The following is a 17684-nucleotide window of genomic DNA, read 5'->3' as shown; positions in this document are numbered from 1 at the left end:
ACTGAGCCTCCGGCGGGAAGCGCCGGGGGCGAATGCCCGTGGCTGAGCAGGGGGATCCATGTTTTTTGTTGCGTCGAAGGTCATCTTCTTCTGCATTCAGCCCTCCAGTCTGGCATTCCTCGCGCTTGCAGCGGGCCTTATCTCTTTGAGTTTGAAGCGTTCGAAGCTGGCTGCGTTTTTCCTCTCTGCGGGTCTTGGGATCGTCGTGCTGTTCGGCTTCTTGCCGGGCGGGAACATCCTCGTGCTGCCGTTGGAGCAGCGTTTTGCGTCACATGTGCCGGACGTGCCGCATGAGAAAATCAGCGGCATCATTCTGCTCGGCGGCTTCGAAGACGGCGCGATCACCGCTAGTCGCGGCGGGCTCGCGCTCAATGAATCTGCTGAGCGGCTGACCGAGACGCTGCGCCTTGCGCGTGCGCTTCCCGACGCGAAGGTGATTTTTACTGGCGGCAGCGGCTCCCTTCTCGGCGGCGAGGGGATGGGCGCGCAAATTGGTCAGTTCTTCATCGAGGCGGGTCTCGATCCATCGCGCATCGTCATCGAAAACAAGTCGCGCACGACATACGAGAATGCGGTCTTCACGAAAGCGCTCGTCAATCCCAAGAGCGATGACACGTGGGTGCTCGTCACGTCCGCCTATCATATGCCGCGCTCCGTCGGCGTGTTTCGAAAGGCTGGCTACAACGTCGTTCCTTATCCAGTCGATTTCCGGACGCGCGGGAGACGCGATGCGATCCGCCCGTTTGACAGCATATCTGCGGGTCTCCAACGCACGGATCTCGCTGTCAAAGAGTGGTTGGGCTTGCTTGCATATTGGGTAACGGGCCGGAGCGCTCCGCTTTTTCCCGGACCTTGACGCCGCCGAGCTTCCCGCATTCGAGTTCACGCACTTCGCGCAAAACTTTCCTGAAAGTGGCTCTCGCGATGGTGCAGGCTTCGTTGCCTCTTGCTTTGAAATAGCATTCGCGCACTCAAAGCATATGCTCGCGATGAGCTGGTGTGTCCGTTTCCGACCTTCCGCCCGGGTTTTGCTGTCGGCGATTTGCCCTGCCTTAACACTAGGAGGCTCGTGCATTGCAAAACGTTCACGTCGCAGGAACTAGATCTTCCGAGCCCGGTTCTCGGCACTAAGGGTTCCGCTTCCTGCGGTCACAAATTGTTGTGGCGTCTTGCACTTGGCGCTCCCGGCCACGCCCAACTTGGGGAAACGCCGATGCCGAATTTCAGGCCCTACGTCTTCATTCTCTCTATCGTGCCACTTTTGGCATTCCATCCCGCTCCATCGTTCTCGCAAACCCTCGCTCAACAAAACGTCTCGCGGCCCAAGGTTCCGGCTTTCGCAACGGCGGGTGGCAACGAGTGGCAAATGCCCGGTGCCAACACGGCTCTCACGCGGTTCAGCTCGCTCACCGACATCAATGCGCAGAACGTTGCGAAGCTTCAGCCAGCCTTTACCTTCTCGATGGGGACCGATCGCGGACAGGAAGCGGCTCCGATCGTCATCGGCAATACGCTTTACGCTCTCGGGCCTTATCCCAATGTCCTTTATGCGCTCGATCTTTCCAAACCCGGCGCACCGCTGAAATGGAAGTATGAGCCGCGTCCGCTCGCAGCGTCCCAGGGCGTTGCCTGCTGCGACGTCGTCAATCGCGGACCGTCGTTCGCCAACGGGCGCATCTTCTTCAATACGCTGGACGGCCACACGATCGCTGTCGATGCCAACACCGGCAAAGAGATCTGGCGCACGAAGATGGGCAACATCAACATCGGTGAGACGATGACGATGGCGCCGCTTATTGCGAAGGACAAAGTGATCGTCGGCAACTCCGGCGGTGAAATGGGCGTGCGCGGCTGGGCTGCGGCGCTGGACCAGGGTTCCGGCAAGGTGCTGTGGAAGGCCTACAGCACTGGCCCCGACAAGGATGTGCTGATCGGCCAGGGCTACAATGCCCATTACCCGCAACTCCAAGGCAAAGATCTCGGCGTCACGACTTGGCCGCCGGGCATGTGGGAGCAGGGCGGCGGCACCGTTTGGGCGTGGGTTTCCTACGATCCCGAGCTGAACCTCGTCTATTACGGCACATCAAATCCCGGCCCGTGGAACTCCTCGATGCGTCCGGGCGACAATCTTTGGACCGCTGGAATTTTCGCCCGCGATGCCGATACCGGCCAGGCGCGCTGGTTCTACCAAATGAGCCCGCACGACGTGTCGGACTACGACGCGGTCAACGAATGCATTCTTCTCGACATGGATTGGAACGGGAAGAACCGCAAGGTGATGGTGCACCCCAATCGTAACGGTTACATGTACATCCTCGACCGCACGAATGGCGAAGTCCTCTCCGCCACTCCTTTCGTGCCGATCACGAGCAGCCAGACCGTGGACCTGATGTCCGGACGGCTGATCTACAATGCCGACAAGCGCCCGTCGCTCGGCAAGACCGTGACAGATGTTTGCCCGGCGCCTCCGGGCGGCAAGGATTGGCAGCCGTCATCGTTCTCGGAAACGACCGGGCTTCTCTACATGCCGCACAACAATTTGTGCATGGACATCAAAGAGACGGATGTCGGCTACATCGCTGCGACGCCTTATGTCGGTGCTGACGTGCACATGAAGGCGGGACCCGGCGGTCATCGTGGCGAATTCACCGCGTGGGATATTCAGGCCGGCAAGCCCGTTTGGAAGATCAAGGAGTCTTTCCCGGTCTGGAGCGGCGCGCTGGCAACGGCGGGCGATGTGGTCTTCTACGGCACGATGGAGGGCTGGTTCAAAGCTGTCGATGCGAAGAGCGGCAAGCTCCTCTGGCAGTACAAGACGGGTTCCGGAATCATCGGCCAGCCGACGACTTGGCGCGGACCTGACGGCAAGCAGTACGTGTCCATCCTATCTGGCGTTGGCGGTTGGGCAGGCGCAATCGTGGCGGGCGGATTGGATCCGCAAGACGGCACCGGCGCTCTCGGCTTCGTCAACGCGGTGAAGGACCTTCCTCAGCATACGACGAAGGGAGGCTCGCTGTATGTCTTCTCGATTCCGTAAAGCGGGCTTTCTCGCACTTGGCGTGCTCGCAGTTTCTGCGGGCCCGCTCTGGGCGCGAGAGTTGAAGTTCTGCGCCGATCCCAACAACATGCCGTTCTCGAACGATCGCGAGGAAGGTTTTGAAAACCGCATTGCGAAGGCCGTGGCCGAAGAGCTGGGCGCGACGGCAACGTTCGAATGGGCTCCGGAGTGGCGAGGCTTCATACGCAAGGGCCTAGGCGCCCGGCGTTGTGACGTCGTGCCGGGCGTGCCGACAGGTCTTGAACGCGTGCGGCCGACGAAGCCTTATTACAAGGCGAGCTACGCGTTCGTTCAGCCTCACGGCGCAACGCCGATAACGTCATTCGACGATCCCGCATTGCGCGAGAAGCGCATCGGCGTGCAGCTCGTCGGCAACGACGGTGCGAACACACCGCCGATGACCGAACTCGCGCGGCGCGGGATCACCGACAAGATCAAAGGCTACATGGTGATCGGCGATTGGTCGAAACCCGACCCGCTTTCTCCCATCGTGCAAGGCGTGGCGCGGGGCGATGTCGATCTTGCCGTCGTGTGGGGTCCTGTCGCCGACTATTACGCGGCGCGGCAGTCGCCACCCTTGCTGGTCACGCACATCGACGATGTGCAGAATATGGCGTTCCCGATCTCGATGGGCGTGCGTAAGCCCGATGCGGAGCTTGCGGAAGAAATCAACCGTGCGCTCGAGCGACGGGATGCCGATATTCGAAAGATCCTCGCGGAATACAACATCCAGTCTTCCGGAACGCAGAAGAAGGCCGCAAAGGCGGAGTAAAACCTCGTGAAAAAATATCTTCCATTTCTGGGTTGCGCTGTTCTCGCTTTGCTGATCGCCGGCTGCAACTCCGATGCTGCCGACAAGCCCAACACGGCTGAGCAGACGCAGAACACCGAGCCGCAAGTCTCCCTGGTTCCGCTTGCGCCGGGCGGCGGCGAAATCATCGCTCAGACGAGCGCTGAGGGCCGCAGAATTGCGAACGATCCCGCGCAAGTCGAGCAGGGCCGTCAGCTTTACGCCCAGATGAACTGCGTCGGCTGCCATGCCCATGGCGGTGGCGGCATGGGCCCGGCATTGATGGACAAAGTCTGGATCTACGGCGGCTCGGTCGAGAACATCGCGGCGTCCATTCGCGAGGGCCGTCCGAACGGCATGCCATCGTTCCGCGGGTTCTTGCCGGATGAGCAGGTCTGGCAGGTTGCCGGTTATGTGCACTCCCTATCCTACGGCATGCCGAAAGGCAGCGGCGGAGGCGGTGGAGCGAACACGGAGGGGAAGTAGGCCGGATTGGCAGGCATACGCGAATCCTCAATTGGGATAGCGGCTCTTCCCGCCACGGCGATCATTTACTCCGGTCCAGCGTTTGCTGACCCGCCGCTCAGCTACCTCAGTGCCTTCGGGCCGAAGGCAGATTCGACAGCAAGCCTCACATGGGGCTTGCTCATCATCTCGATCCTGGTGACGGCCGTCATGACCGGCCTCGTCATCTGGGCCATCTTCAGGAAGCGCGCGCCGGTCAGCGGTCCCGGGCCGGAACCTGAAACTCACCACATCAGCACCTTCAATATCTTCGGCTGGGGACTTGGCCTGACCGCGTTGATCCTTGCGGGCTGCGTCGGCTGGACCATGATGACGCTCGCGGCAATCGATCAGCCGCCGAAGACACCGGCCGTGAATATCGAGGTTACGGGAAACCAGTGGTGGTGGCGTGTGCGCTATCTCAACGACGAACCTTCGAAAAATTTCGACACCGCGAATGAGATGCACATTCCGGCCGGCGAGCCGGTGAAGGTGACGTTGCGATCAGAGGACGTCATTCATTCCTTCTGGGTGCCGTCTCTATCAGGCAAGACGGACGTGATACCCGGGCAGCTCAACACGACGTGGATCGAAGCGCGGGAGCCTGGCACCTATCAAGGACAATGCGGAGAATATTGCGGGCTGCAGCACGCGCACATGCAGTTCAAGGTCATCGCAGATAAACCAGCCGATTATCTGGCCTGGCGCGACAATCAGCTGAAACTCGCACCAACTCCGGCGCCGGGCGACCCGCAGGCGGGGCTCGTGGTGTTCGAGAAGCGGTGCGGCGCCTGTCATGCCGTGCGCGGTACGATGGCCGGCGGCTATCTCGGTCCCAACCTTTCGCACTTGATGACGCGCAGCACGCTCGCCGCCGGTACGCTTCCCGCAGATCAGGGCGATCTCGCTGGATGGATTTCGGACCCGCAGTCGGTGAAGCCTGGCACGCGCATGCCGCATGTGCCGCTCTCGGGTGACGAAATGCAACTGGTCATCACGTATCTGAGCAGTCTCAACTGACGGGCGTGCCGATGGCGAACACGATGACAATTCCAGCAGTCCAGGAGACGCCCGAGCTGCGCGCGAGACTCGATCGTATCTGGGAAACGCCCAAGGGTTTCGCGGGCTGGCTCTCTTCGGTCGACCATAAATCCATCGGCATCCGCTACATCGTGACGGCGTTTGCCCTGCTGGTGATCGGCGGCATCGAAGCCTTGATCATGCGCCTGCAGCTGGCGCGCCCCAATCAGCAAATTCTAACGCCGGCTCAATACAACGAGCTCTTCACGATGCACGGCATCTCGATGATTTTCTGGTATGCCTCGCCGATCCTCTCGGGCTTCAGCAATTATCTCTGGCCCCTCATCCTCGGTTCGCGCGACATGGCGTTTCCGCGCCTCAATGCGCTCTCCTACTGGATCTATCTCTTCTCAGGCGTTTTCCTGTACGCGGCGTTTGCGATCGGGATCGCGCCGAATGCCGGCTGGTTCGACTACGTCCCTTATGCAAACCAGCAATACAATCCGGGGCAGGGGATCGATGTTTATGCAATGGCGCTGATCCTGCTCGGCATCTCGACGACGGTCGGCGCCATCAACTTCGTCGTGACGCTGATGCGCACGCGCGCGGCGGGCATGTCGATCAACCGCATGCCTATTCTGGTCTGGGGAACGCTGACGGCGTCAGCCGGTAACATTCTGGCCGTTCCCGCGGTTAGCCTCGCATTCTTCCTGCTGTGGCTCGATCGGCGGTTCGGCACGCACTTCTACGATGTTCCGGCCGGCGGACAGCCACTGCTGTGGCAGCATCTCTTCTGGATGTTCGGGCATCCGTGGGTTTATGCGATCGTGCTTCCCGCGATGGGGATGGTGTCGGATGGGTTGCCGACGTTCTGCCGCCGGCCGCTTGTCGGCTATACGCTCGTCGCCCTTGCCACCGTGCTGACGATGGTGATCGGCTTCGGCGTTTGGGTCCACCACATGTTTGCGACAGGCCTGCCGGACATCGGCATGTCGTTCTTCAGCGCGGCGTCGTTCGTGATCGTCATACCGAGCGCGGTTGCCGTTTTCGCGTGGACCGCGACGATCGCGCTCGGCCGGCCGCAGCTCACGACCGCGTTCCTCTTCTTCGCGAGCACAATCGTTCTCTTCGTCATCGGCGGCGTGTCCGGTTTCATGACCGCTTCGGTTCCTGCCGATTGGCAGTTTACCGATACCTATTTCATCGTCGCGCACATTCATTACGTGCTCATCGGCATCAACGTCTTTCCGGTGCTTGGCGCGCTTTATTATTGGTTCCCCAAGATGAGCGGGCGGATGCTCAGCGAGCGCCTCGGCCAATGGAACTTCTGGCTCATGTTCATCGGCTTCAATCTCGCGTTCCTGCCGATGCATCTGACGGGCCTGTGGGGTATGCCCCGCCGCGTCTACACGTATGGCGCGGACTTCGGCTGGAATACGTTGAACATGATCACGACGATCGGTTCTTTTGTTTTGGCGCTGGGCGTTCTGCTTCTCATCGTCAACGTTGTGATGAGCCTTTTCCGGGGCGCTGCGGCGGGGCCTAACCCGTGGGATGCGGCGACGCTCGAATGTGCCACGCCTTCACCGCCGCCGCCTTACAACTTCGCTGTTCTGCCAACGGTCGCGAGCCGCCATCCGCTGTGGGAGGACCGGTTACAGGAGAGCGATGAACGCTCGCGCATCACCGTGGGGCCGGCGCTCGACAATGGACGCGAAGCGCTCGCCACATCGCCCATCGACGCTCAACCCGATGCCATTTTGAAGATGCCCGAGGATAGCTACGCGCCGCTCGTGCTCGGTCTGGCGTTATCGGCGCTCTTCGTCTCGATGTTGGCGATGTCGCTTCCGGGCGTGCTTTGCTCGTTCGCAGTCGGATTGATTGCCATGCTCATCTGGCTTTGGCCCGCGGGCCTGAGCTTCCGGCCATTGAGGACGACCGATGGTTGACGCCGTTGCATCAGGAGCGGAAGAGCAAGCCCGCAGCCCAAGTATTGCGAGGTCGTCGGGCTGGTGGGGAATTATTTTCACCATCGCCACGGAAGGCGCCGTCTTCGCGTACCTGCTCTTCAGCTATTACTACATGGCGATCTCGTCACACGCGACTTGGCCAACGGCTCCGCTTTCGCTGAAGCTGGCGCTGCCCAACACGCTGATCCTGCTTCTCAGCAGCGGGACGATCTGGTGGGCTGAGAGACAATACTCGACTGGCAAATCAACCAACGCTCTTCTGGGGCTCGTCGTCACTTTCATCCTCGGCGCCATCTTCGTGAGCATTCAGATGGTCGAGTGGCACCAGATGAGCTTTTCGCCCACATCCGGTCCTTACGGATCGCTGTACTTCACGACGACCGGCTTCCACGTCGCACATGTGGTTGTGGGGCTCTTGATCCTCTTGGCACTCATCGGCTGGGTGGCATCCGGTATTCTCGAGGATCGCCGCCAGAATGCGGTCTCGGTAGGCGCTGCTTATTGGCACTTTGTCGATGCTGTCTGGCTCTCGGTCTTTTTCACCTATTATCTTACGCCCTATTTGAGTTGAGCGATGGCGAGTGATCTGCCCGTTTCCGGCCCATCGCATCCCGCCCCGCACCGCGGCAGGGCAAGTCCGTTTGCCCTTTGGTTCGCAATTCTTGCGCCGCCGCTCGCATGGTCCATTCGGCTCATGATCAACACCGTCATCGCCGGGCGCAACTGTAAGGGTGCTGAAGTGATGGCGGTTCATCCGGCGGGGCGCGTGCCGCTCATGCTGACCATCGATCTTGCAGCCTTCATTATCGCGATGGCGGGTTGCATTATCGCGTTCCGCTGCTGGCAACAGACGAAAGCAGAAAGTGGAGAAGATACGCGCCGCTTGATGCATCTTGGCGAGGGGCGCACGCGGTTTCTGGCGTTGTGCGGATTGCTCACGAGCTCGCTCTTCGCTGTGGCGGTTCTTGTCGATGCGCTCGGCATCGTCCTGGGGCCGCCATGTTGAGGCGATTGGCATTCCTCACCGTTGCTTTTGCGGTGCCGGTAACGCAAGCCCATGCGCACGTTGTTGGCGCCGATCCTGATGTTCCAGAGACGCTCAGATATATCGAGATGATCGCCATAGCGTCCGCCGTGATCGTTTACGCCTTGGGCGTGCTTCGCATCCGGCGCAGCGCTGGAGCGAACCGCGTCGTCAGTGCGTCGCAGACGCTGGCGTTCTCGCTCGCGCTTTCGCTGTTCGTCGTCATCCTGTCGCCGCCCGTTGATCGGGTGACGGACGCGCTCTTTTCCGCGCACATGGTGCAGCATCTGGTCCTGATGCTTTTCATTCCGCCGCTGCTCGTTTGGAGCCGCCCGTTTCTCGTGGGGCTTTGGGCTCTCCCGGCCGCGCAGCGCAAGGCGATATCGAGTTCGCGCTGCCTCCATGTCTTGCGTGCAATGGGGGCGTGGCTGATGCGGCCCGTGGTCGTTGCGGCGCTCTTTCTCGGCGCTTTCGCCTTCTGGCATCTGCCGCGGCCTTACGCGTGGAGCCTTCAGAACGAATGGGTGCACGCCGCAGAACATCTGAGTTTTTTGCTCACCGCAATCATGTTCTGGTCGCTCGTGATCGAGCCATCGGGCCGCCGACAGATGGACCACAACACCTCGCTCATCTATGTGGCCGTCGTCGCCGTTTTGAGCGGGCTTCCGGGCGCTTTGATGCTTTTGTCTCCCATTCCCCTGTTTCGCGCGCATGGGGATGCGCCGCTCTCATGGGGTTTGACGCCGCTCACCGATCAGCAGATTGCCGGGGTGATCATGTGGGTGCCTGCCGGCATCTTCTTTCTCGTCCCGATCGGCCTCCTGTTCGTCAGAAGTTTGCAATCGGCCGAGCGGCGCGCGAAGGCGGCAAGCGCCTCGCAAATGGAGAGAACCCGTTCGGCCGGGTAACGATCTTCGGCAAGCGCGACGCCAGCCACTTCGGTCTGACGTCCGTTTAATTCGAATACCGCAATAACTTGCTCTTTTGCTGCGTTGTCTGTGTGCATTGCAATGAATTGGGATGTTGGCCGGAGCGCCGCAATTTCCGGAACAAACTCGCGTTATCCGGGTTCATTCAGCGGCATAATGTGAGGAGACGTGCAGTGCACGAGATCATTTATCTGATCGGATTGATCGTGGTCATTTCGCTTCTTCTGGGGCTTTTGGGTTTTAGATGATCGATGGAGAAGCCACGATGGTAGAAGTTGTCGATATGCGTGAGACGCCTCCGTTCCTCAGCTGGCGGGGCATCATCGCGGGCGCGGTCGTTGGCGCCGCGCTGTCATTCGTACTGACTGCACTCGGCATTGCCGGGGGCTTGTCCTTTTTGTCTCCGTGGCCTGGCCAGTCGCATAGCGGACTGGCAAGCTGGATTGCTGCGCTTTGGGCCCTGATCGTGACGATCGCGACGTTCCTCATCGCCGGATACGTTGCTGCCCGCGTGCGTCCGCGCGCGGCCGACGTGCCGCCGGACGAGGTTGAATTCCGCGATGGGCTACAAGGCTTGGTCACATGGGGCGTGTGCGTTCTATTGGGCCTCTTGCTCGCCGCAAGCGCGGGTTCGGCTGCCCTTAACGCCGGCTCGTCCGCCGTTTCCAAATTCTCAAGTGCGAATTCCAGTCCGCTTTCAGGCATTGTTTCGGCTTTGGCGACGCCGCCGGAAGGCAAGCCTGTGACCAACGCTCAGCTTATGTCGCCCGATGAAGAGAAGACAATCGAGGCAGTGTTCATGCGCTCGTTCGGTAACGACAAGCTGGCGCCAGCCGATCGCAATCTCGTGACGTCGATCATCGCTTCCAAGGCCGGCATTTCCCAGGAGGAAGCGCAGAAGCGTGTCGACGACGCTTATACCAACGCGATCGCCGCGCTGGACAAGGCGAAGAAGACCACGGAGATGACGGGACTTCTCACTGGTCTCGGTCTGCTCATCGGCTTGGCGGCGGCATGGTACGGCGGCGTGCGTGGCGGGGCCAGCCGCGATACGAATGTACCGGCGCGCTTCAGGCTGAGATCGTTCTGAGAGATCGGATGCGATAAAGACTTCAGAGACGCGAGGAAACTCGCGTCTCTTTTATTTTGGGCAGGCGATCATTGGCCGTCCAGGATGATGTAGGGGCGGCGGCGCCGGGGCGTCGGCAGGGTCGGCAGCGGCGGGCCGAACACAGGCTGCCTCAATGTCCAATTTGGACCGGCTGTGCCGGCCGTACTCACGCCGCCACGATTCCAGCCCGAATCCGGCAGCAGAAGGTCATCGGCCGGAAACGTCGGGCCTAAGCGATCCACGGGGGCCGATAGCACGCTGCCGCCCGGCCCACGGGGTCCGGAACTGGAGCGCGGGGGCTGGGGGGGCTGCGCCGAAGCGGCTGCGGCTGAGAGCAACAAAGCGGCTGTGGCGGCGGAGGTGAGAGCAAAAGAGCGCATCGCATGGGTCCTTCGCATCGGCGCCGGCTCGCGCGCTGGCGTTGAGAGAAATTAATCCTCAACGCCAATAACTAAAAGACCGTTTAACCGGATCCGTCAGCCTGCTGCCATAATGCAACAAATAGCAGGGAGGCCGCTGCAATCGGCCTTCCCCGGCTAGTACATCGGCCAAAGCCATCGAATTGAAAGGCGCTCTAGTTTCCGCGCAGGAGTTGCAGGATCGGCGACTGGCTCGTGTCGGTATTCGCCACGTCATAGAGCGCAGCGAACTGAGCGATGATCTTCGTTACCTTCTTGGGATCTTGAAGGTCTGCCAAGTTAAGTTTCTTCGTGATCATTTTCGCCTGCGTGTCGATATCGGCTGCCGACATCATCGACGATAGGCCAAGCGCGGTCTGTGCGAACTGGAGCAGCGCCTTATCGGCAAGGATCTGATAGGCCGACGTGATGCTCGAGGCTTTCTTCTGGAAATAGAGCGCCAGGCGAACGCCCTCGCTCTGTTCGCCCGCTTGCGTTTCCATCATCTGCTCGAGGTAGCCATCGAGCGTTGACACGAGCTGGTGGCGGTTCTGCGTTTGGCCCGCCGGCACGTCGAGCGTCTTGCCGTCGGTGCCGAAGTTGAAGGCGATGGCGAGATCGCGATACTTGGCGTTCTCGGGCTTGTTGATGAAGCTCTTCTTATCGAGCGGATCGCTTGTCAGGATCGTGCGCAAGAGCGAGGCCGAGGGATTTTCGCTCTTCAGGCCAAAGGCGCTGACGATGAAGTTCACGAGCTTTGAGTCTTTCAGCAGGTCATCGACGTTCGTGATCGAGCCCATCGCCGTCATGTAGTAGTTGCTGTCGGCCTCGGCCTGATCGAGCTGGGCCGTCTCGGTGCCCGCCTGCTTCATATAGAGCTTGATCGTGGCGTTGAGATCGGAGTCCGTCTGCGCGACCTGTGCGGTCTTCGCCTTGCCGTCTTGGTCGAAGTTGAACGCCGCCGCCATCGCGATGTAGGCGGGATCATGCGACTGGTTGGCGAAGCTGTTGGGGTCGTCCGGATCGCTCTGCAGAATTTTCGCGACGGTGTATTTCGTGATCTTGGAGGAATCTATTCCGTAGGCGGCCAAGATGTAATTGTAGGCCGTGCTGTTCAGCAGGTCCTGAACGCTCGTCGCGGTGCTGACGGCGTTCTGGTAAGCCTCCGTGGCTTGGTCATTGAATGATTTCTGCGTGGCGTCGTAGCTCGCCATGTACCTGTTGATCAGGCTTGTCACCTGCGTCGCCGTTTGCGCCGCGCCGTCCGCCACCGAGCCGTCGGTGTTGAAGCTGAAGGCCTGCGCAAGGTTCTTATAGGCTGCGTTCGTCTGCTTGTTGGCGACGCTTTCGGGATCGGAGAGGTCGCTCGTCAGGACGTCCTTGATGAGCGTCTTGGATTGCAAATTGGGATCAAGGCCGAACGCCGTCATCGCGACGTCGAAGAGCGTCGCGTTTGCCAAGAGGTCATCGACCGAGGTCACGCCAGAAATGGCGGCCTTGTAATACTGCGTCTTGAACGCCGCCGCAGCGGGGGTGCCGTTCGTGCCGGTGGCGTTGAAATACTGGGAGACCGCCGCGATGGTATTGGCGGACGACTGAGCTGTTCCGTTCACGCTGCCGTCGGCTGCGAAATTGAAGGCGGAAGCGAGAAGCTTATAGTTGGAATTGGAGGCGCCCATCTTGTTGGCGACGCTGTCGGGATCGGAAAGATCGCTCGTCAGCACGGCTCTGATCGTGGCCTTGGTCGCGTTGCTCGAACCCAACCCGTAGGCGGACATCACGAAGTTCAGCAGGCGGGAATTGCCCATCAGCTGATCGACAGAGGTCACGTTGCCGATGTTTGCCTGATAGTAGGTGGCCTCGGCCGAAGCCGCGATGCCCTTGTTGACCTGCTGCTGTGTGTAGAGGCCGATCGTTTCGGTCTCTTCGTTCGCGTTCTGAGCGACGAGCGACTGGGTGGCGAGCTTGCCGTCGGGCGAGAACTGGTAGGCTTTGGCGAATTCGACGAACCGGGTGTCGGTGAGCTTGTTGACGAAGCTCTTGGGGTCCGACAGATCGCTCGTCAGCACCTTTTTCATGAAGGCCTTGGCGTAGGCCATGTCGCTCAGGCCATAGGCCGTCGTTGCGTACGTGAAGAGCCGCGAATCCTTCAGGAAGTCATCGACCGTTTTCACCTTGCCGATGTTCGCCTGATAGTACTTGGCAGCGTTCGATATGTCGTTCTGGGCAGAAATGCGCGACAGAGTCTTCGGCAGGTCGGAGGCGTAGGTCCGGTAGAGCAGGTAGGTGGAGATCATCGCGGGCTTTCTGCTGCAGGCGATTCGGCTTCGCTCAATATGCTCTCGTAGTTTGGACTGGACCTGACAAGCGTTTTGCTGCGTCCCGGACGAAGCCGGATACAACTCGAGCGTCACCGCCGGCCGGATCCGATCGTCAGGAGATTCGCGTTACGATGGCGTTACCGCGCGGGAGCGGGACGCGTCAGTTTTCAGGTGTTTTTGCGGGTGGCTCTGCAACCACGAGGCCGCTGTAGCCGGACAGCGCGCCCGGCTCCAGTTCTTGCGCCAGAATGCGCGCGGGATCGACCGGGCCTGGGAAGGTGATCTGGCCCATAGGCACGGCCTTGAAGCCGAAGCGGCCGTAATAGGGGAGATCTCCCACCAGCACGACGAGCTTGGCGCCGCCAGCGCGTGCGGCTTCGAGCGCGGCCGCAATGAGCTTGCTGCCGAGGCCAAAGCTGCGATGGCTGGCATCGACCGCGACGGGCCCGAGCAGGATCGCGCCTGTCGCGCCGCCTATGGAGACTTCGGTCGTGCGGATGGAGGCCACGATTTCGTTGCCGGCGCAGGCGACGAGGCAGAAGCGTGAGATGTGCCCTTTGCCTTCGCGCACGCGGTAGGCCGAGCGGGCGAAGCGTCCGGGTCCGAAAACGCGCGCGTGCAAGCTCGACAATGCGGCGAGATCTTCAGGAAGCGCTTTGCGGACGACGATCGATGGGGACATGCACGGACAGTCAGACTTGAGGACGCCGGCAATGCCCGGCAGGCGGGCCTTCTATCACGTTTGCGGAATTGTGCGAGCCTCGCTTAAGCGGCTAATTCGCTCTGCTGCCCGCTTGATTACATGAGCCGGCAAGGCGTCCAGTGGGAAGAAGCGGGCTTCGCGCGTGCCGTTCGCCATATCGCGGGCTTTTCCCCCTGTCGAAAGCCGCTGCCAATTGCGGACGACGTACAGTCCCATTTGGCGGTTGCAGCCCTCAGAGGAAAAGCCACGCAACTCCGGCCTGGAATTAACCTCTATGCCGTCCAAGTCTCGCAGGAGACGGCGGAGCGCCATTTCGAGGCTTTCACCGTCGCGCACGGCCGTTGACGGCAGGTGCCAAGGGCCGCCTGCGTCGTGCCGCACCAGGAGAATCCGGTTCGCCTCGTCCAGGACGCACGCCTCAACATCCAGAAAGAGCCCGCGCGTTGCCCGCCAGAATTGCTGGAAAGCGCGGGTAACGACGTAGCCTAGAAGGAAGCGGTCTTCTCTCAACGGCGGCCTCTTTCTCATTCGTGCCCGGCTGCGGCGCTAAGCATTTGCTAACACCTCCGGTATGGTAGACTACGTTTTCGCCAGGATACGCCATTCCCGACATGACCGAGACTTTCACGCTTGCGCACTTTTCCGATGTGCATCTGCCGCCCGCTTTCGGGTCCGGGTGGCGGCATTGGAACGCCAAACGCGCTCTGGGTTATGTGAACTGGATCCGCAAGCGGCGCCGCGTCCATCAAGGTGTGATCGCCAATATGCTGCTTGCCGACGCGGTGGCGCTTCGCGTCGATCATATTGCCATAACGGGTGATCTCATCAATCTCGGATTGCCTTCGGAATACGAGGCGGCGCATCGCTGGCTGAAAGGCATCGGCCCGCCGGAGAACGTCACCATCGTTCCCGGCAATCACGACATCTATTCGAGCCTGCACGGTGATCTGGGCGTTGCGCGCTGGGCTGAATACATGGGCGGGGAGAACGAGACACTGGCCTTTCCGTTCGTGCGGCGCGCCGGGCCCGTCGCGCTCGTGGGGTTGAATTCCGCCGTTCCGACGCCGCCCTTCGTCGCCAGTGGCCGGCTTGGCGCGCATCAGCTCGAGATCGCAGGCGAGCAGCTGGCCAAGCTCGGCGAGGAAGATACCGTCCGTGTCGTGCTCATCCATCATCCCCCGCTGCCGGGTCTCGCGCCGCCGCGCCGGGCGCTGAGCGATGCGGCCCACTTCGCGCATCTCTTGCAGCGTGGCGATGCTGAGCTCGTGCTCTACGGACACAATCACGTGTCGCGCGTGGATTGGGTGCAGTCGCGTAGCAAATCCATTCCTGTTGTGGGCGTTGCGTCCGCTTCAGCCGGCATCACGCATCGCGAGGAGCCGCTCGGATGCTACAATCTCTTCACGTTCTTCAAAAGCGAGACCGGGCTGCGCATCCGCCATGTCGTGCGGGGGATTGACGAAGCGAGCGGTGAGATAAAAAAAATCAGCGAGAGTGTTCTCACGCCGTCCTTGCCGTGATTGCGTCGCTGCTTCGGCGCCGTGCCGTTAGCGGCCAAATGCCACGCGCACGCTCATAGTAGCCGTGCTGCACGCTGACGCACGAACGCGAACAGCAATCACAATTGTGCATCTCGCGAGTTGACGCTTACACGCTGAGCACATCGGCGGCACTTAGCGCACAACCGTTGAGCAGAGATGCTTCAACAGGCACATGTAACATTTACACGCTAGTGACCGATCTTTGCGATTGCGTCAGGCGTTCTGCCGCGGCGTCTAGGTCACAAGCTTGCCTCGGGCGTTAATGATATGGAATCGCTGGCTGCTGGTTCAGAGCGGCCTCGCGGGGAGCAATGCAGTTTGCCAAAATCTGCCTACATCAATCTTGCCCTTCAGGGCGGTGGAGCGCATGGCGCCTTCACGTGGGGCGTTCTCGACCGCCTCTTGGAAGATGACACGCTTCAGTTCGGCTGGATCAGCGCGACGAGTGCTGGCGCCGTCAACGCCGTTGCACTTGCGGCAGGTCTCGCTGAGGGGTCGCGCGATAAGGCGCGCGAGAAGATGTACAAGATCTGGCACGCGATTCATAACGCGGCCATTCCCGACCTCACGCGGCTCAATCCCTTTCTCAATGGGCTCGTGCGGCCGTCGCAACTGACGACGCATTTCGCGACGATGCTGTCGCCCTATGAGTTCAATCCGCTGGGCTTCGATCCGCTGCGGCGGCTCCTCACCGAACATGTCGATTTCGAGCTGATCCGCGCCAAGTCGCCGGTCGATCTGCTGATTGCGGCAACGCATGTTGCGACGGGACGGGCGCGGCTTTTCCGCGAAGACGAAATTACGGTGGATGCGGTGCTCGCATCGGCCTGCTTGCCGGTCATGCATCACGCCGTGGAGATCGAGGGCGCGCCCTATTGGGACGGCGGATTTTCCGCCAATCCCGATCTCGTGACGCTCGCCACCGAAAGCCCGGTCAGTGACACGCTGCTCGTCATGGTCGCGCCGCGCGTGAACGAGAAGCTGCCGACGACGGCGCGCGATATTTCGAACCACGCCAATCGCCTGACGTTCAACGCGCCGCTGCTCCGAGATATCGAAGTCATCCTGGCTGCGCGCGAGACGTCGGGGCCGCTGCTCGCCAAGGGACGCTTGGCGCCCATTTGCAAGCACCGCTTTCATCTCATCGATGGCGGACCGGTGACGGGCTCGCTCAATCCCGAGACGACGGTGAAGCCCGACTGGGACATCATCACGTATCTGCACGGCGCAGGCCGCGAGTACGCGCAGAAGTGGCTCGAGGTTGCGCGCTCGGCTGTGGGACGGCTCGAGACGGTCGATCTCGCAAGCCACTTCTTCCCACCGGTTGAAGACGGCGTGAACTTTCGCTCGCCTCTCACGTCGAAGCGGCAGGTTCCCAAGCGGGGCGTCGGCGGGAAGCGGGCGAAGTAAAGCGCAGCGCGTCATCGGATGAAAATCGCAGAACCGGATTAGCTGACGAGCTTGGCGTAACCTTCGGCCACCGTCTCATCGAGCTGGCGCTTGTATTCGGCGTAGGCCGGGTTCTTCGGCGTGATCTCGCCGAAGGCATCGGCGTTGAAGCTTTCGCGCTGGGCGTAGAGGATGGGCGTCGCGACGGGAATGAACGTCGCGCGCTGCTTGTTCAGTGTCGTGATGATCCCGCGCATTTCTCCTGCGCGATCGAGCTGCGAGACGACGACCATCCGCATCGCGCCTTTCGTCAGCGAAACGAGATGGATGAAGCTCGATGACGCCGGAATATAGAGGCGGCCGCGGTGGGCGTAGGGTGCATCCGGGCGTTCGCGCTCCTGGAAGAGCAGGCTCGGCCATTCGGCGTCCCAGCTGATGTCGGTGCGATAGGCGATGATCGTGTCGGGAACGGAGAACGCGCGTCTCAGCGTCAGGTAGCTGCCGATGTAGTGATCGACAGCTGCGCGCGTGTAGGCGCCCATGTAGACGGGAGCAATGCCGCCGCCGTTCCCCTTCAGCTCCAGCGGTCCGCCCGCGCTTTCAAGCGCCACGGATTCGCCGTGCCAGGCATCGCGCAGACCGTGGAAGTCGAGCCCCAGCACCATGCAGACATCGAACAGCGTTTGATCGCGTACGGAGCGTCCGCCGAGCAGGTTCTGGATCGTCTTTTCGTGGCAATCGGCAGCGTCGGCGAGTTCCGCCTGCGTCAGCTTCTTCTCGACCATCGCCGTCTTGATGCGATCGAGCGCATCGGGACGGCTGGTGACGGGCGCAGGTTGGGCGACAGCTTTCTTCATTGGCCGCTTGATGCTGAAACCCGGTGACGAACGCCGCCGGTACCGGAAAATACCGATTTTTTCCGTTCG

At 61.0% G+C, this 17684-nt stretch carries 16 protein-coding genes; 12 read left to right on the top strand and 4 right to left on the bottom strand.

The annotated features are described in order from the left end of the window. The first annotated feature begins 58 nt into the window (after positions 1–58). The 10 genes from VFG26_RS11850 to VFG26_RS11805 all read left to right on the top strand — a co-directional run bounded on the left by VFG26_RS11850 (position 59) and on the right by VFG26_RS11805 (position 10385). Positions 59–856: a YdcF family protein gene (locus VFG26_RS11850; RefSeq protein WP_325025507.1), complete on the top strand. Its 798-nt coding sequence runs from the start codon at positions 59–61 to the stop codon at positions 854–856. A 357-nt stretch (positions 857–1213) separates the two neighbouring features. Further along, positions 1214–3037, top strand: coding sequence for a methanol/ethanol family PQQ-dependent dehydrogenase (locus tag VFG26_RS11845; protein ID WP_325025505.1), 1824 nt, complete (start codon positions 1214–1216; stop codon positions 3035–3037). Then, on the top strand, positions 3018–3830 hold the full coding sequence (locus tag VFG26_RS11840) for a quinoprotein dehydrogenase-associated putative ABC transporter substrate-binding protein (protein ID WP_325025503.1): 813 nt from the start codon (positions 3018–3020) through the stop codon (positions 3828–3830). The genes VFG26_RS11845 and VFG26_RS11840 overlap by 20 nt, the downstream gene beginning before the upstream one ends. A gap of 6 nt (positions 3831–3836) precedes the next feature. Continuing rightward, on the top strand, positions 3837–4334 hold the full coding sequence (locus tag VFG26_RS11835) for a c-type cytochrome (RefSeq protein WP_325025501.1): 498 nt from the start codon (positions 3837–3839) through the stop codon (positions 4332–4334). A 6-nt stretch (positions 4335–4340) separates the two neighbouring features. Beyond that, complete coding sequence (coxB, locus tag VFG26_RS11830) at positions 4341–5372, top strand: cytochrome c oxidase subunit II (protein ID WP_325025499.1); 1032 nt, start codon at positions 4341–4343, stop codon at positions 5370–5372. Between the two features lie 23 nt (positions 5373–5395). Next, positions 5396–7321, top strand: coding sequence for a cytochrome c oxidase subunit I (locus VFG26_RS11825; protein ID WP_325025497.1), 1926 nt, complete (start codon positions 5396–5398; stop codon positions 7319–7321). Then, positions 7314–7913 (top strand): cytochrome c oxidase subunit 3, encoded by a 600-nt coding sequence (locus tag VFG26_RS11820; RefSeq protein ID WP_325025495.1) that lies wholly within the window; start codon positions 7314–7316, stop codon positions 7911–7913. Before VFG26_RS11825 ends, VFG26_RS11820 begins: the two co-directional genes overlap by 8 nt. A 3-nt stretch (positions 7914–7916) precedes the next feature. Continuing rightward, on the top strand, positions 7917–8348 hold the full coding sequence (locus VFG26_RS11815) for a hypothetical protein (RefSeq protein WP_325025493.1): 432 nt from the start codon (positions 7917–7919) through the stop codon (positions 8346–8348). Continuing rightward, positions 8342–9274, top strand: a complete 933-nt coding sequence (locus tag VFG26_RS11810) for a cytochrome c oxidase assembly protein (protein ID WP_325025491.1) — start codon at positions 8342–8344, stop codon at positions 9272–9274. Before VFG26_RS11815 ends, VFG26_RS11810 begins: the two co-directional genes overlap by 7 nt. Before the next feature lie 286 nt (positions 9275–9560). Next, entirely contained in the window at positions 9561–10385 is an 825-nt protein-coding gene (locus tag VFG26_RS11805; RefSeq protein ID WP_325025489.1) for a hypothetical protein, read from the top strand. 595 nt (positions 10386–10980) lie between these two features. Here VFG26_RS11805 and VFG26_RS11800 read toward each other — a convergent pair. From VFG26_RS11800 to VFG26_RS11790, 3 genes are all read right to left on the bottom strand, one after another. After that, positions 10981–13101, bottom strand: a complete 2121-nt coding sequence (locus tag VFG26_RS11800; RefSeq protein WP_325025487.1) for a DUF1217 domain-containing protein — start codon at positions 13099–13101, stop codon at positions 10981–10983. A gap of 184 nt (positions 13102–13285) precedes the next feature. Next, the gene (locus tag VFG26_RS11795) at positions 13286–13807 is read right to left on the bottom strand and encodes an N-acetyltransferase (RefSeq protein ID WP_325025485.1); all 522 of its coding nucleotides are present in this window, start codon (positions 13805–13807) and stop codon (positions 13286–13288) included. Between the two features lie 54 nt (positions 13808–13861). Next, entirely contained in the window at positions 13862–14356 is a 495-nt protein-coding gene (locus tag VFG26_RS11790) for an NUDIX domain-containing protein (protein WP_325025483.1), read from the bottom strand. Between the two features lie 83 nt (positions 14357–14439). On the opposite strand from VFG26_RS11790, the gene VFG26_RS11785 reads away from it, so the two are divergent. Continuing rightward, complete coding sequence (locus tag VFG26_RS11785; RefSeq protein ID WP_325025481.1) at positions 14440–15348, top strand: metallophosphoesterase; 909 nt, start codon at positions 14440–14442, stop codon at positions 15346–15348. A gap of 339 nt (positions 15349–15687) precedes the next feature. Then, positions 15688–16779: a patatin-like phospholipase family protein gene (locus VFG26_RS11780; protein ID WP_325025479.1), complete on the top strand. Its 1092-nt coding sequence runs from the start codon at positions 15688–15690 to the stop codon at positions 16777–16779. Between the two features lie 38 nt (positions 16780–16817). Here the strand turns inward: VFG26_RS11780 and VFG26_RS11775 are convergent, their stop codons facing one another. Then, on the bottom strand, positions 16818–17615 hold the full coding sequence (locus VFG26_RS11775; RefSeq protein WP_325025477.1) for a helix-turn-helix transcriptional regulator: 798 nt from the start codon (positions 17613–17615) through the stop codon (positions 16818–16820). Positions 17616–17684: the final 69 nt, after the last annotated feature.

Origin of the sequence: Hyphomicrobium sp., assembly GCF_035687085.1 — a bacterium.
Classification (GTDB): domain Bacteria; phylum Pseudomonadota; class Alphaproteobacteria; order Rhizobiales; family Hyphomicrobiaceae; genus Hyphomicrobium_B.
Note: the sequence above shows the minus strand (reverse complement) of the source record. Positions and strands in the feature narration are given on the sequence as shown.